The organism is Cryobacterium sp. N19 (assembly GCF_002929595.1).
GTDB lineage: Bacteria > Actinomycetota > Actinomycetes > Actinomycetales > Microbacteriaceae > Cryobacterium > Cryobacterium flavum.
In genome coordinates this window covers 1-13,615 of sequence record NZ_PJJR01000031.1, presented here as the reverse complement: position 1 = coordinate 13,615, position 13,615 = coordinate 1, and the positions used below count along the sequence as shown (strand labels likewise).

The window sequence follows — 13,615 nt, the reverse complement described above, 5'->3', positions numbered from 1 at the left end:
TCCAACTCCGGAATGTTCAACGATGTGCGGAAGAACACATACGCGATCAGGACGGGCAGCAGGAACACGAGGACTTGAACGTACCGTCGAGCGCACCTCAGTCAGTATCCTGTCCGTTGCTCGTGTTCGAGCGTTTCAGTGATTGCCTCGCAGTAGTCACCGGGGCTGCATCCGGAATTGGGCGGGATCTGGTGCTGGCGCTTGTGCAACGTGGAGTTCACGTCGCTGAGTGCGATCTGGAAATGCTCAAGCTTCAGTCCGCGCGACCACCTCGCTGACATCACCATCGCATTAAGACGCTCGCTTCACATCCACCCGCGGGCTGACGGTGTGCATCGGACGTGCCGCCCAACCATCGAGCATGTTCCGCAAGACGAACGGCGGATTCAACCGGTCGTCGCAACACTCCATTTTGAGAGGTGTTGCTGATGTGGTCGAAGTTTGAGTTGGTGGAGAAGCAGGCGCGGTTCTGGGTGTTGATGGCGCGGGGGTCGACGCTGACGGCGGCGTGTGATGCTGTGGGAGTGAATCGACGAACTGGACGGCGTTGGCGTCAAGCAACGGGAGGGCGGATCCCCCTTCCGGAGGCAAAGAAGTCTGGGCGGTACTTGTGCTTGGAAGAACGGCTTCGAATCGCGGACCTGCACATCAATGGCGCCGGCGTGCGGGCCATCGCTGCCGAAGTAGGCCGCTCTCCTGCGACGATCAGTCGAGAGTTAGCTCGCGGCGGGTCCAAGGCTGGCCCCCGAGCACGAATAAGGTATGCCCCGTATGCGGCGCATAAGCAGGCCGAGCTTCGCGGACGCCGCCCCAAGGCCAGCAAATTCGACCGCCCAGAACTAGCATCCTTGGTGCAGACGAAACTATGTGTGAAATGGAGTCCAGAACAAATCAGTGACCACTTGGCGACAGCGTTCCCGGACCGGCAGGAGATGCGGGTGAGCCCCGAGGCAATTTACCAAGCACTCTACGTGCAAGGCCGCGGTCACCTGCGAGTTGACCTGCATCAACACTTGCGCACCGGCCGTGCCATCCGTCGATCGAGACGGCCTGCCGCGAAGAACTCGGGCAAGATCCCGGACATGATCATGATCAGCGAGCGACCCGCGGACGAATATGGTTCTTTCTTTGAAACGACCGCATAATCTCAAACGGATTAGTCCTTCACCTGCGCTACTCGATACGAAAAGTGACGTGTCTGCTCGCAGCATGCACCTGGTTGGAGTCCCCACTGTTGGCCGGTGCTATTCATCTCGAGGCGACCACGTAATCGGGGGCGCATCTGGAGATGAAAATACGCCGTACTTACCGAAAGCTCCGTGCAACAGGCCGTGAGGATCGCGGGCGTTGGAGGATGACGGTTACGAACTGCGCGGAAGCACCCATATGCTTGGCCGCTGGTGTGATGTGGTCAGGCGCTTATCAGGGGCGTAAGGGCGCTTCGGACTCGGTTGGTTCCGGCGTCACCCGCAGCCCCGCTGGTGTGTTTGACAGGCGGACGAGTTCTTCGACCCAGGCACGGTTAAGACGGGGCTCTTTGCTCCCGAAGAAGTCGAATTGAAGGGGGATCGTCGGATGGATCCAGACGGAACTGTGACCGCTTCCTACTGCCGCCGAGTATTCCCACGAAAACGTAAAACTTTCTCCACGGCGCACCTTGGCCAGAATGACGACCTTGAGGTGGGCGAGCACCCGATCATCGAACTCGATGGACATCGACGGGGTTCCGTAAACAAAATTACCCATAATTACTGTCCCAGTCCATTCTCAATTTCACTTGTGATGCGGTTGAAATCTTCCGCCGTCCGGCCAGCGTCGCCCGTGCTTTCTATGGTCCCGGTGATGCCGACCACCGGCATTTCCGGTACCGGAAAACGCGCCACCTCTTCTTCCTCCGTCACCCCTTCAACGTCGACGACGTCGAACTGACTGGCTGGACTGAGAACGAGCGTATGCATGCACGTCTCGTCGTTCTCTCCAAGCACGGTGACATCCACGGTCACACTACGGTCTGTGCCGGCCAAAGAGGTGATGTAGCCAAGAAGCGCTGTCGTGACGGCGTTGCTTGTGAGGATGGACCCGCCGCTGTACGTTATGCGCTTCATACCCTGATAATAGCTCGATGATTGTTTTGATCCCAAGCACGATCATCCATCGCGTCAGCCAGTCGAGCAGGATCACGACGCGGGTATCACAAACCCGGCACACGGCCACCACTTCTCAACGACTCGACCGAGCACGGTTCGTTCCGGTATGCCGCTGACGAATTCTTGATTTAGCGTGTTATTTATTCACGTTTCGTGAGCTGACCCCAGCAACGATGCCACCAACACCACTCCGGCTCGCTACCCGGAGGCCGATCGGCTAGCGAAACGAATGCTGCGCACAGCGCAGATTCCCAGCTAGAACCACTCCGCTGCGCATCGAAGCCAGAAGTCGTCTACACAGCGGGTTTCTGCCCGCAAGACGGACCTTCACCGGGACGCTGTGCTCGGTGAAACAGTTGTCGGCGGGCCAGGCGTTGAAGTGTTGAGCGGAGTGTCTCAGTGTTGTGAAGTTCGTGGCGTTACTTGCCGCGGGCCTACCGTCGGATTGATCGCAAGGAGAAACGCTAGCGTGGCGGTTCCTGCGGCGATCCAGAATACGAAGTTGGGGCCGGGCCCGTCATAGATTTGTCCTCCGGTGAACGAGCCGAGGGCGATGCTGGCGTTGAAGATGCTGACCCAGAGGGCAGCGACGGCTTCCCGATGTGCGGGAGCCGCTTGGGCAATCCAGGCTTGAGTGCTTACCGATATTCCTCCGTAGAACAAGCCCCAGGCAGCGCTGAGCAAGGCGGCTGCGATTGTGGTGGTTGCCAGGGAAGGGAAAAGTGCGAGCGCAGCAGCGATTCCCAAGGTAAGGATGGTGACCACAGTCTTTGGGGTCTTGGCTGCTGTCGGCCCGGAAATGAAATTTCCGATGATACCGAGAACGCCATAGATCAAGAGCATCGTGCCAATGAGGGAGGCGTTCAGCCCGGCAAAGGATTCCAACGCTGGACGAACATAGGTGTAGGCGGCAAAGTGAGCCGTGACGATGAACGCGGTGACCGCGAGGCCAACACGGACTCCTGGATTCCGGAAGGCTGCCGCGAGACTGCTCAGCGGAACGCCGGCGTTAGAGGGCATCTTCGGTAAAACGACGATCATCGCGAGAGCGATCATCGTCGCGGCTGCGGCGAGAAGCCAGAATGCAGCGTTCCATCCGACAGCGGCACCGATGTAGGCGCCGGCGGGAACGCCGAGAACTGAGGCTACGGCGATTCCGCTAAAAATGATAGTGGCCCCCAACCCGACGGATCGAGGCTTCACCAGCTTGGGGGCCAGGCTAGCGGCGAGAGCCCAGACCCCGCCCATGCTCACTCCGAGGAGAATGCGAGCGGCGGCCATGACGGCGAAATTTGGTGAAACTGCTGTGATGGAATTCGCCACAGCAACGAGGAACATCAGGACAATGAGTATCGTTCGTCTGTCGATCCGGCTGGTGAGGACTGGGACAAATGGGGCTGTGGCAGCAGCCACCATGCCGGTAATCGTCAGCGAAAGACCGATTGTTCCTTCGCTCTGTGCCAGTGTGGCTCCGATAGGGGTGAGGAGACCCACGGGCATCATCTCGGCCGCGACGACGATAAACGTCGCCAGTGCCACGAGGAGAACTGCGCCCCACCGGTTTTCGATGTGCTACTCGGAGGTCGTTGAAGATGGGGCGTGAGTTGAGCTGAGCCGCCGTGATTCTGGCACGAAAGTGGAATTAGACATACCCATAGCAAAGCTTGCGTAGTGGGCTGGATCAACGGCGAATTGATCATGGAACTATTAGGCAGATTAATCGATGGGGTATATTAGGCTCGATCGGTAGTTGATTAGAAGGTTGGAGTGAGGCGTGTCGGAGCTTCCCATGCGTGAGATCGAATGCTTTATTATTCTCGCTGAGGAGCTGCATTTTGGCCGTACTGCGGAGAGAATGTTCATTTCGCAGAGCCGGGTTAGCCAGCTGATCAGCGCGTTGGAGCGTCGCATCGGCGCACCTCTGGTGGCGCGTACCAGTCGTCGGGTGCATCTCACTGAGTTCGGGGCTGAGTTTCTGGCCTCCTTAGTTCCTACCTATCGTGCATTGGCCGGAGTGGTTGAGAAAGCACGAATGCGCGCACGGAATCTACCGACCCCGATCCGGGTGGGGTTTCAGGGTGCAATTTACGATTCGATTGCGAAGGCGATCTCCCAGTTCGAGTCGCAACATCCGCGGGCCATGGTTCAGATAAAGGAGCTGCCGCTGGGTGATCCGTTCAGTGATGTGCTCGCTGGTCGTGTCGATGCGGCGGTGGTACTGCTACCAGTTGAAGAACCCGAATTGGTGGCCGGGCTCGTTTTCTCTCAACAGACCCAGACATTGGCTGTTTCTGTTGACCACCCCTTTGGGAAGTTGGAAGAAGTCACTGCTGAAGATTTGGCAAAGATCAGCCTTGTGCCTATCACCGGTCCTGCTCCTGAGTACTGGCGAAAAGTGCACTCGCCAAAAATGACCCCAAAAGGAATCAGGATTCCAACGCGAGGCGGGGCAAACACAGTTCAGGAAGGTCTATCGCAGGTCGCATCCAGCCGAAGTGGCCTCATCTTGTGCGCCGCGACAGCAGCATACAATCAACGCTCTGATGTACGGTTCGTGCCGGTGAAGGGGTTGCCCAGTTCTGCATTAGGGCTCGTGTGGCGGGCCGATCACGAAAGCCCCCACATTCGACACTTCTCTGATGCCGTCGAAGAAGCGCTCAACGGCACCACCGGGTCACGGCCCCAGTGAACCGACACGCTCCCGCCAAGCAGTTTCCACGCCGATTGCGCGATCCCGTAGGCCGGTCGTTGAGTCGACGCGCTGAGTTGGGCGCCCGGAAGAGGGACTTCCACCGGGACGGCCCAACGCTCGTAAAACGCTGAAGACCCGTCGTTGTCGTGGTGCGTACGTCGATGACTGACGCTCAGTCCACGATGAAGAGTCGCGCGCCGGCTGTTGTGCTTGATTGGTGCGATTCCATTTCGGATCCGACTTGGTAGCTCTGGCCCGCTATGAGGTCGGCGACGCGACCGTCGCCGAGTTCTGTATGCAGCTCTCCCTCGAGCACGAGCAGCAGGTGTCCGCGCGTGCACCAGTGGTCGGCGACGTAACCCGGGCTGTACTCGACCATGCGCATCCGCGTGCTGCCAATCTCTGCCGATCGCCAGTGCGCCTCGCCGGTCGCTCCAGGGTGCACGGTGTGGGTGAGGTCGTTCCAGTCGATAGTCGAAAAGGGGTGCGCGACGAATTCCATCGCCGTAGCCTACAACAGCGTTCCGCCTTGCACGCCCGGCCCGCAATGATCTTGCCGGTGCTCACGGTTGGTTCTCGATTCGGAACCGGCCGATATCAGTGCCTGTAAGCCGGACGGTGACCGGGACACCCGCTCGGATGAAGACTTCCGAGGGCGATCTGTCATTTTCCGGAGTCGTCCGCGCAACGTCCATGGTGTTCTCCGGGTTGTGCAGGCGAGTGTGAACACTGGCTCTTCCGTACTCCTCTGCACTAAACGCCCGTTTGCACCTACTTCTATGCACGACGCGCGTTCAGGCGGCGGTGTCGCCGGCTCGTTGGATTGCTCGGTAGACCGTGGATCTGGCGACGCTAAAGAGTTCTGCGATCTGCGCCGTGGTGTGTTCGCCCCGTTGGTGGACCTCGACCAGGTGCTTCTCCTGCGCCGGGGACAGTTTGGGCTGCTTGCCGCGGAACCGACCTGCCGCTTTGGCGACTTGCATCCCTTCGCGGGTGCGTGCTCGGATCAGGTCGGCCTCGAATTCAGCGACCATCGCGAGCACATTCAAAAGGAGCCTGCCGATCGGGTCGGTGGGGTCGTGAACGGAACCGCCGATACTGAGCTTCACTTCACGAAGGGTGAGATCATCGACAATGTCCTTGGCGTCGCGAAGCGAGCGCGCCAGCCGGTCAAGCTTGGTCACGACGAGAGTGTCGCCGGCCCGGCAGGCCGCTAGAGCTTCGCGGAGACCGGGCCGGGCGCGGTTCGTTCCGGTGAGGCCTTGATCGGTGAACGTTTTTTGGGGTGAGACGCCGAGAGCAGCGAGGGCGTTCTTTTGGGCGGTGAGGTCTTGGTCGTTGGTGGATACGCGTGCGTAGCCGATAAGCATTCCGGTCATGCCGGAGTGTACCGTTTATCCCCCCTTCACCGGGCTTTTTCTCGGGCGGGTGTTACGGGAATCGGGCAGCCCCGGAACTATGCGGATCACCTTCGGCGCTCCGTGAGTGTTCGGGTGTCCCGGTCACCGTCCCGCATACGGGCAGGCGAGGCCCTTTATCTGAACGGGAGCCGCGAGCTCAGGCGGGATCGATGACTTCGTTCATGGTCCACGCGCCGTAGGAGAATCCCCCCCCACGCACAACCTACGCGACTAGTGACCGGGGTGCTCTCTCAGGAAATGCTCGTCGTCAGCCCTCCTGCACAGTTTTTTCGGCTGCCGCATCTTGTGCCATGCCCTTGGCAAGCATCTCTTCAGCATTGATTGACCCGAAGTCGGCGTCGCGAGAGAATGTCAGCCGCTTCAGGCTCCGCATTGCGCGCAGGCGCGTCACCAGTTCACGCTCGTGTTTCGTCTGCCGGTTAAGCATTAGCTCTTGACCCGGCCGCTGAAATGGTGGGATTAAGAGCATCGAGCTCGCCCCAAGATAAGCATCGAAGTCGGCTTGAAACTCGGGCGGCATTGTGATGCTGAAGCGTCGCGACGTTGTGGTGAAGTTCTCAACGAGTGAGGCAGCTCGTTCTGCGGCCAGCTTTGTGCTCTCGGACGGAGAACGTCTAAGGGTCAGTAATCCGAAGTTTCGTATCTCTGCTCCCGCGGACAGCATCGCCAAGCCAGTAGTTAAGACATCTTCATCCAGTTTCTCCTTTTGAGCGCGATCCGACTTACTCTTCTCGTTTCGTCTTGAGTACAGGTACGTCAAGAAGCCACCGATCAGCAGAAAGGCACCAGCTACTATCGGAACGGCCCACCACGGAACGGCTTCGCCGCCGCCAGCTATCTCGATGAGGATGGGCGTGGGGCTCGGCGTCGCGGTCATGAGTACAACCTAAACGACGTGCGGTGGGTGTTCGGCTCCCGGACATTGAATCGAACGCAAGCAACAGCCGGAAGGTCGGGACGCCTAGGTCGTCTCGTGAGGAAACGTCGACGCCTTCAACTCACACTGGGCTCGGGAAGTGACCCGCCGAGGCTTGTTCCATCGACCGCCGAAAATTCACGTTAACTGGGTCGGTCGCATCGAAGGCTACCGAGGCGTTCACCTCGTGTAGCTGCGTCGAGAACGTCTGCGGCCAAGACGGCCCCATAGCGATTGCGTCGGCGGCGTTCGCGTAGCCCAGTGCGCTCCCACAGATTGGAACCAGTGCATCACCGAAGAATGGCAGCGTCCGCCACAGGCGGTGGCGGCCGTTTTCGAGCTGATCCCACCAAGGGTCGACGCGGACGGCCTCGGCGTAGTTGAACCACTCGCCGACAATTTTCTGCTCAGTCTGCGTCAGATCCCCCGGGTAACCGGGGACCTCCACGTCTCCGAATATTTCGCTGCCTGCCTGGGGAGTCCATGCGCGGGACGCCAACGCGTCACCGACAGCGGCAACCACCGCTGCGATGCGCCCCCAGCGCTGCGCGTCGCGATCGGCCCACCGGGGCGAACCGTCGTCCACGTCCGGGTCCGAGGGCACCAACTGACGGGCGTTTGCGGCGCTGGTGCGCCACCAAAAGTTGGGTACTGACACCGCTAGGATTCCCATAGCAACAGCCTAGGAGACCCACGGCGTGGATGCAGCGCTCGATCCGCAAACGTCTGAAGCTCGATTTATGTTCCCGCCGCGGGAGCGACCGGTCGAGGGCCACCGCACGGGTGTGCGGTGGCCTGTCGGCTTTGCCGCGACGAGCACTTCAGACTGGTCAACTCTTGGCTAATTTCCAGAAAGTAAAAAACGCAATCAGGAGCCCCTATTCATTTCAAAACCCATATTTTCGGATCTTGATTTCGAGCAGGTTCGTGAACAGCAGTTCTTACACCTTTGTGAGGTGCCCTATCGTGTTGTGCAGCTGCAGGATAAAAGCGATCAGTTTCGGCTGGCCGGCAAGTTCCAAAGGGTTTCTCCAATTGAGCCAACCTGTTGCCGAGGTGCGCGACGCCGTGACATCGATCGAGACGTAGGTGGCTGTATGCCACCTACTCTGGCTGAGTGGAGTTCAAAGACGAAGAGTTAGGCCGTGTTATCGACTTTATGGAGAAGGAACGAGAGAAGGTGCGGCGTATCGCAAGTCGGTCTTTACTCCATGAAGCACGCTTGAGCTATGCCGCAATCGGGGAACTCATCGACCGTGTAGAGCTGATCCCTCAAGGAAAAGCAGCTGCCATCGATCAACCGTTCGCGGCGGCGAAAACGTTTCTTCCTTCGACCTTGATCCGGACGCAGCTCCGGCTTGCGAGTCACTACATCCAAGCCGCGGACAATACTGGTTCCCCAACGCTGTCATCGTTCGTCGTTTTGCGTGCCGCCGTCGAATGTACCGCCACTGCACACTGGTTGATGTCCGGCGGCAGCCACCGTGAGAACGTCGGTCGGGTCCTCAAACGGATGTGGTGGGACACGCAGAGTGCAGCCGACATGGCAACTGCCGCAGATAGCAACCCTGATCTCAGCGGGCTGAGCGACCTGAGGGGAAAGATCGCCGTGATCACCCAAGCGATCAAGAGACTCGATGCGGAAACGATCACGACATCGACGCGCGTGAGCTTGTCAGGCATCGTCAAGGAGGCGAGTCGGGCGGTGCGACCGGGTGACCCCACCCAGATGTACACCACCTGGATGGTGTGTGCCGCCATATCGCACGGGAACATTCCCGTCTCCGCGGGAGCAGGACTTGCATCAGCGTCGATCCAACAGCCGGGGAAACATCCGATCGACGAATCCGCCTACGCGCAGCTTCTGTCGGTGGCCGTCGTCGATCTCACAACAACCGCCGAGCTGTTCGAGCGTCACGCCGCCGAACAGCACACCCACCGATTGCCTGACAAACCGTAGACACATATTGGGTGCCCGCACTCAGAGAGACCTCCGTCGATACCGAGACCCAACCCACTTCAGGATTTCAGGGCCGTTATACAATATCGCCGCGACGTATCTGCAGAGATTCGTAATTGGATTTTTGGAAGATCTCGAGCGAGACGACTGCCCGTAGAGGGTTCCTCTACGGGCATCGGACCGCAGCCTGCTGCGCTATGGAGCGATTGTGGTGGCCTGCGACCAGACGACCATCCAATGGCCATCTTGATACTCGTAGACATCCGAGTGCCAGGCGCGGAATTCAAGCTCATCGGCGATGCCGACGCTGAGAACTATCCGTGCGATGTACTTCAGAATCGTCAGGTTCCCAGACGATCTGACGGAGATTTCTGATTCGGGCTCGAACACGAGGTACTCGAGTCGCTTCGATTCCACGTCGCTGAGATAAGACGATCTCGTCCGTGTGGACCCGTTGGGCGTCACAATTTGGTAATCGGGTGCATGGAGGCGCTCCGCAACAGCCATGTCGCGTTCGACGAGCGCGCGAAGTCTCTCTCGCTCGATAGCCACCACGGTCGCAGGATCAATGTTCATAAGCTCTGTCTAACAGCAGCGGTGACCGCCGGCCTGTACCGGGGGACCACCTCGCGGGTTCTAGACATACTCGGCGTCGTTTAGCGTTACCCGGTGAAGGCCCGGGCGCACGCGTCCTCCTGCGCTGTTTGCCTTGGGAGTCCAGCTTGAGCCGTCGACTGTGGGATACGACGACGGTTTTGTTCGGCGGCGGTGCAGCCGATGAGTGCGGATACTTATCGGTCCTTCGTGCGATTCAGTGGGTCAGCGCCAGAAATTCGGTGCTAAGACGTTTTGTCGCCTGAATCTCTACCTGGCAGACGTTAAGGCGTCTCCCGGACATGTCTATGGTGTACCCCTAAAGCTGAGGAGCACCATGAACCACTTGCCCGACGAAGATCAACTCGACGGCCTTCTTGATCGGTCGAGCCCGAGCACGACGCTCATGACAGACGACGTGATCGATGAACTCAACCGTTTACGCGTCGCATCCATGCCATCACCAGGCAGCAGCGGGCACAGAAAACGCTGGACCCGACCCGCCCTAACAGCGCTCATCACGTTTTCATTGGTGGGTGGCGCCGCTGCCGCAACGGCCGCGACAATTCAACTGTGGTCGCCTTGGGCCGAGTCCCCGGACGCCGTCGCCACCTACACGTTGCCGAGCGGAGCGGAGTGTGAACTCCGTATCGGCAACGTTAACGGAAGCGATCCTGAAGCAGTCCGTGCAGTCCGGGACTTTTACCGGGCCGCGAGCATTGATGCCCTTCTCACCCAGGAAACGATCGATGAAACCATCGCTCAACTTCGGACTGAAGAATCCACGTGGATGAACGACGATGGGGCCACGGAGGCCGCAGGGTACGGAACTGTCCACTACAGCGCCGACTCCGAGTATGATTCCGCCGTCAATCGCATCTTGACCAACACGCTCAACAGCGAGCTGGCCCGGCAGGGCATTGATGGATCCGAGTCCAATCTTCGCTACGACGGGGAGGGCAACTGCCCCGGTGCAGACTGGTGATACGGAACCGAACGGATTTGGCTCTCCGCCTCACGGATGCTCTGTCTCATAACACCCCCGATCTACTGCGATACCTCGAACGTCGGCTCAACCGAGACGATGCCGCCGATGCCCTTGCAGATCTGATGACCATCGGGTGGCGGCGCGCAAACACGTTGCCGGCCGCTCCGGAACAAGCGAGAATGTGGCTCTTCGGGATCGCCCGCCACGTCGTTGCTAACGCCGCGCGTACAGAACGGCGACAGTCGAATCTTGCCGAACGACTTCGCGAAACTCTCCGAACCGCGCCCGCAGAGGTCCGGTCTATCGATGAAGACGCCGAGGTCCGAGATGCCATAGCCCGTCTCGCACCCGACCAAGCTGAGCTCGTCCGGCTTATCCACTGGGAGGGCTTTTCCATCGCCGAAGCCGGCAAGATCTTGGGCATCAGCGCCTCCACAGCTCGAACGCGATACCAACGCGCGCGAGCAGACCTCAAAGCCGCGCTTTCGCTCCACGGTGACACGCAAATATATGCTCGCGATAATCCGCGCGCAATCGTTGCGGCGGCACAATCGGAGCAACGATGATCAACTCAACCCTTACACAGATCGACCCAGCGGCCATCTCGCTACCCCCAACGCACTCGGTTGACATCACAGATTCCATCGCCACGCCCTCATTGGGGACGAGGGAAGCCACACCCTCGTAGCTCCAGCTTTGTGTCGAAACCTACATATCTCAAAACCTTTGGGGTGGATGACGGCCAGAGCCGCGAATTCTTGTCCTGTGAGACGCAGGCCGGATGTTCCTGCGGGCGGAGTACACGCAACAAGTTTGCTCAGACGGGCGGCGAACCAAGTTTCCGCGGGCCCGTTCCCGCAGGGGGTTCCCCGTGCGGTCGAGCACAGGGTGGCGTGCGCCGGATTTCTTTAGAGCAGTCGGCTCCACGCCACTTCGCGTTGGAGCTGCCCTGTTTCAGTGAAGAGCCGCACCTGGTGCGTGGACTTGAGTGCGATCGCGAGTTCGTTCCTGTCTGCAGAGTCGAATCCGACCTTTTGCCAGAACGGGCCGGAACGTCGGCTGAAGAGCCAGGCTCGAGTTGCTCCGGATTCGGCGGCTCGGTCGAGCGCGAAGCGCGCCAATCGGAGGCCCATGCCGAGACCTCGGAGTGCCGGATCGACGGCAACGCTGCGAATAAGAACGTGTTCGTTGTCGTCGCTGCGCTCGTAGCCCGTGCTGGCGACGATGCGTCCGGTTTTGGCGTCGCGTGCCGTCCACAGTCGCACCGTTGGGAAATCGAGTCCGCTTAGCGTCAAGTCAGCGACGTGGAGGAACGCGGTCACCTCGTCGAGATCCTGAGGCGTCGTTAGTGTCAGATCGAGCATTGCACCACGATATCGCTCGCACAGAACGCCTGCCGGTCAGCACTCTCTGGCTGGAACGTCTTCGCGAAGCACCCAAACCGAACGCTTTGGGTACAGACGTTTACAACCGAACCATGTCACCGGCTTTCCGCGACCCGTCTCGTAAGGGGTTCGGCTTGCGGGCAAGGTCCGATGAGCATGGAGCACAGGCGGTGGCCCAAGTGTCAGGTACTCTGATGCCAGTGATATTTTATTCGTCTCTGTGACCCAGAGCCCCTGTAGGGATTCCAGTTCGCTCCTCATCCGAGGAGTAGTGGTTCAGTGTGCCCGCGAGGGGAGCTCCAGTCGGAGTTCCCGTGCATCCCGGTCACCTATCGAACTCATCACTGGAAGATCCCATTCACATGCCATCAGCGAACTCTCTCGAGCCTGCTATGCCCGCCCTCGACCGGGCATCCCTGCGACCTGACTGCGGCAATTGCTTTGCCCTCTGCTGCACTGCCTTCGGTTTCTCACGTTCTGCAGACTTTCCTGTCGACAAACCCGCAGGCTCTCCCTGCCAGAACCTGGCACCTGACTTCTCCTGCACGATCCATGACACACTGCGCCCGAGGGGCTTCCGTGGCTGCACCGTCTTTGACTGCTTCGGTGCAGGCCAAAAGGTGTCGCAAGGGCTCTTCTTCGGAAAGAGCTGGATCGAAAGCCCTGACACCAAGAGCGAGATGTTTGCCGCGTTCGCTGCCGCACGACAGCTCCATGAGATGCTGTGGTATCTGGCCGAGGCACAGACGCGAACGTTCGATCCCGACGCCTCACACCGTTCGGCACAGCTCAGGAACACGATCGAGCATGCCGTCGGGGGTGAACTATCGGACGTGCTTTCACTGGATGTTCAGAATCTTCACACCCAGGTGAGATCAACGCTCATCGAGGTCAGCGAAGAAGTACGGGCGGCCTACCTTGCCGCTGGCAATGACCACCTGGAATCCGCGCTGAAACCGGGAGCAGACCTGATGGGCAAGAACCTCAGGTCCCGCCCACTGTGCGGGGCAGATCTCCGTGGGGCCTATCTCATCGCCGCAGACCTGCGGGACAGCGACTTGTCAGGTGTAGATCTGCTCGGTGTCGACTTCAGAGATGCGCGCCTTGACGGCGCTGACCTCTCGAAGGCCCTGTACGTGACGCAGCCGCAACTCAACGCCGCGCACGGCAACCATGTAACTCGTCTACCCGCGGATCTGAAAATGCCGCCCCATTGGCAAGACGCCTGACACCGCACAACTCGACGGGGACCCTTGGCAGGTACTGAACGCTGCCAGGGCAAACGACTCGCGGTATCGCTCAACGATCCGGATGCAGCCGCCGCACTTCTGGTGAGTTCGAGCGCTACCGAAGGGGTGGTGTAGTCCCGTATAAGGTTCCCCTTTGACACATCGAGCTGGCCAACTTCTGGCTCAGCAATCTGTCGCGACTTGCGTCGCCCAAGGTTGCCACCGCGACATGCGGAGGCTACGTGGCCTGCATCGTTTGCCTGCCGAGATCGCCGACGAACTT

The 13,615-nt window shown here is 59.6% G+C and carries 15 protein-coding genes; 6 read left to right on the top strand and 9 right to left on the bottom strand.

The window, feature by feature from the left end; translation table 11 throughout:
• Positions 1–428 precede the first annotated feature (428 nt).
• Positions 429–1,145, top strand: a complete 717-nt coding sequence (locus tag CXY78_RS21940) for a transposase (RefSeq protein WP_369827209.1) — start codon at positions 429–431, stop codon at positions 1,143–1,145.
• A 277-nt stretch (positions 1,146–1,422) separates the two neighbouring features.
• Here the strand turns inward: CXY78_RS21940 and CXY78_RS00595 are convergent, their stop codons facing one another.
• From CXY78_RS00595 to CXY78_RS00585, 3 genes are all read right to left on the bottom strand, one after another.
• Positions 1,423–1,716 (bottom strand): ATP-dependent DNA ligase, encoded by a 294-nt coding sequence (locus tag CXY78_RS00595; protein ID WP_233206031.1) that lies wholly within the window; start codon positions 1,714–1,716, stop codon positions 1,423–1,425.
• Positions 1,717–1,748: 32 nt separating this feature from the next.
• Positions 1,749–2,105 (bottom strand): hypothetical protein, encoded by a 357-nt coding sequence (locus CXY78_RS00590; RefSeq protein ID WP_104087539.1) that lies wholly within the window; start codon positions 2,103–2,105, stop codon positions 1,749–1,751.
• Between the two features lie 438 nt (positions 2,106–2,543).
• Positions 2,544–3,686 carry an MFS transporter gene (locus tag CXY78_RS00585; RefSeq protein ID WP_199182555.1) on the bottom strand — a complete coding sequence of 381 codons (1,143 nt, stop codon included), beginning with the start codon at positions 3,684–3,686 and terminating at the stop codon, positions 2,544–2,546.
• A gap of 250 nt (positions 3,687–3,936) precedes the next feature.
• Here CXY78_RS00585 and CXY78_RS00580 point away from each other — a divergent pair, with 250 nt between their 5' ends.
• Positions 3,937–4,836, top strand: a complete 900-nt coding sequence (locus CXY78_RS00580; protein ID WP_199182554.1) for a LysR family transcriptional regulator — start codon at positions 3,937–3,939, stop codon at positions 4,834–4,836.
• A gap of 175 nt (positions 4,837–5,011) precedes the next feature.
• Here the strand turns inward: CXY78_RS00580 and CXY78_RS00575 are convergent, their stop codons facing one another.
• The 4 genes from CXY78_RS00575 to CXY78_RS00560 form a co-directional block, all read right to left on the bottom strand.
• Positions 5,012–5,341 carry a DHCW motif cupin fold protein gene (locus CXY78_RS00575; protein WP_104087536.1) on the bottom strand — a complete coding sequence of 110 codons (330 nt, stop codon included), beginning with the start codon at positions 5,339–5,341 and terminating at the stop codon, positions 5,012–5,014.
• Between the two features lie 292 nt (positions 5,342–5,633).
• A complete protein-coding gene (locus CXY78_RS00570) occupies positions 5,634–6,218 on the bottom strand; it encodes a recombinase family protein (protein WP_104087535.1) in 585 nt (194 codons plus the stop codon).
• Between the two features lie 289 nt (positions 6,219–6,507).
• On the bottom strand, positions 6,508–7,137 hold the full coding sequence (locus CXY78_RS00565; RefSeq protein WP_104087533.1) for a hypothetical protein: 630 nt from the start codon (positions 7,135–7,137) through the stop codon (positions 6,508–6,510).
• 121 nt (positions 7,138–7,258) lie between these two features.
• Complete coding sequence (locus CXY78_RS00560; RefSeq protein ID WP_233206030.1) at positions 7,259–7,762, bottom strand: hypothetical protein; 504 nt, start codon at positions 7,760–7,762, stop codon at positions 7,259–7,261.
• Positions 7,763–8,293: 531 nt separating this feature from the next.
• Between CXY78_RS00560 and CXY78_RS00555 the strand changes: the two genes are divergently transcribed.
• Positions 8,294–9,136 carry a hypothetical protein gene (locus CXY78_RS00555; protein WP_104087532.1) on the top strand — a complete coding sequence of 281 codons (843 nt, stop codon included), beginning with the start codon at positions 8,294–8,296 and terminating at the stop codon, positions 9,134–9,136.
• 195 nt (positions 9,137–9,331) lie between these two features.
• On the opposite strand, the gene CXY78_RS00550 is transcribed toward CXY78_RS00555, so the two are convergent.
• Positions 9,332–9,712, bottom strand: coding sequence for a nuclear transport factor 2 family protein (locus CXY78_RS00550; protein ID WP_104087530.1), 381 nt, complete (start codon positions 9,710–9,712; stop codon positions 9,332–9,334).
• Between the two features lie 424 nt (positions 9,713–10,136).
• On the opposite strand from CXY78_RS00550, the gene CXY78_RS00545 reads away from it, so the two are divergent.
• Both CXY78_RS00545 and CXY78_RS00540 read left to right on the top strand, forming a co-directional pair.
• Positions 10,137–10,715 carry a hypothetical protein gene (locus tag CXY78_RS00545; RefSeq protein ID WP_140425602.1) on the top strand — a complete coding sequence of 193 codons (579 nt, stop codon included), beginning with the start codon at positions 10,137–10,139 and terminating at the stop codon, positions 10,713–10,715.
• The gene (locus CXY78_RS00540) at positions 10,712–11,284 is read left to right on the top strand and encodes an RNA polymerase sigma factor (protein WP_233206029.1); all 573 of its coding nucleotides are present in this window, start codon (positions 10,712–10,714) and stop codon (positions 11,282–11,284) included. Before CXY78_RS00545 ends, CXY78_RS00540 begins: the two co-directional genes overlap by 4 nt.
• Positions 11,285–11,626: 342 nt before the next feature.
• Here CXY78_RS00540 and CXY78_RS00535 read toward each other — a convergent pair whose 3' ends face one another.
• Positions 11,627–12,082 (bottom strand): GNAT family N-acetyltransferase, encoded by a 456-nt coding sequence (locus CXY78_RS00535; protein ID WP_104087526.1) that lies wholly within the window; start codon positions 12,080–12,082, stop codon positions 11,627–11,629.
• A gap of 413 nt (positions 12,083–12,495) precedes the next feature.
• On the opposite strand from CXY78_RS00535, the gene CXY78_RS00530 reads away from it, so the two are divergent.
• On the top strand, positions 12,496–13,332 hold the full coding sequence (locus CXY78_RS00530) for a pentapeptide repeat-containing protein (protein ID WP_104087544.1): 837 nt from the start codon (positions 12,496–12,498) through the stop codon (positions 13,330–13,332).
• Positions 13,333–13,615: the final 283 nt, after the last annotated feature.

What these genes read in the sequence shown, in the direction of transcription:
- CXY78_RS21940 (WP_369827209.1), top strand. Translation starts at nt 429, where the DNA reads ATGTGGTCGAAGTTTGAGTTGGTGGAGAAGCAGGCGCGGTTCTGGGTG.
- CXY78_RS00595 (WP_233206031.1), bottom strand. Translation starts at nt 1,716, where the DNA reads ATGTCCATCGAGTTCGATGATCGGGTGCTCGCCCACCTCAAGGTCGTC.
- CXY78_RS00590 (WP_104087539.1), bottom strand. Translation starts at nt 2,105, where the DNA reads ATGAAGCGCATAACGTACAGCGGCGGGTCCATCCTCACAAGCAACGCC.
- CXY78_RS00580 (WP_199182554.1), top strand. Translation starts at nt 3,937, where the DNA reads ATGCGTGAGATCGAATGCTTTATTATTCTCGCTGAGGAGCTGCATTTT.
- CXY78_RS00575 (WP_104087536.1), bottom strand. Translation starts at nt 5,341, where the DNA reads ATGGAATTCGTCGCGCACCCCTTTTCGACTATCGACTGGAACGACCTC.
- CXY78_RS00570 (WP_104087535.1), bottom strand. Translation starts at nt 6,218, where the DNA reads ATGACCGGAATGCTTATCGGCTACGCACGCGTATCCACCAACGACCAA.
- CXY78_RS00565 (WP_104087533.1), bottom strand. Translation starts at nt 7,137, where the DNA reads ATGACCGCGACGCCGAGCCCCACGCCCATCCTCATCGAGATAGCTGGC.
- CXY78_RS00550 (WP_104087530.1), bottom strand. Translation starts at nt 9,712, where the DNA reads ATGAACATTGATCCTGCGACCGTGGTGGCTATCGAGCGAGAGAGACTT.
- CXY78_RS00545 (WP_140425602.1), top strand. Translation starts at nt 10,137, where the DNA reads ATGACAGACGACGTGATCGATGAACTCAACCGTTTACGCGTCGCATCC.
- CXY78_RS00535 (WP_104087526.1), bottom strand. Translation starts at nt 12,082, where the DNA reads ATGCTCGATCTGACACTAACGACGCCTCAGGATCTCGACGAGGTGACC.
- CXY78_RS00530 (WP_104087544.1), top strand. Translation starts at nt 12,496, where the DNA reads ATGCCCGCCCTCGACCGGGCATCCCTGCGACCTGACTGCGGCAATTGC.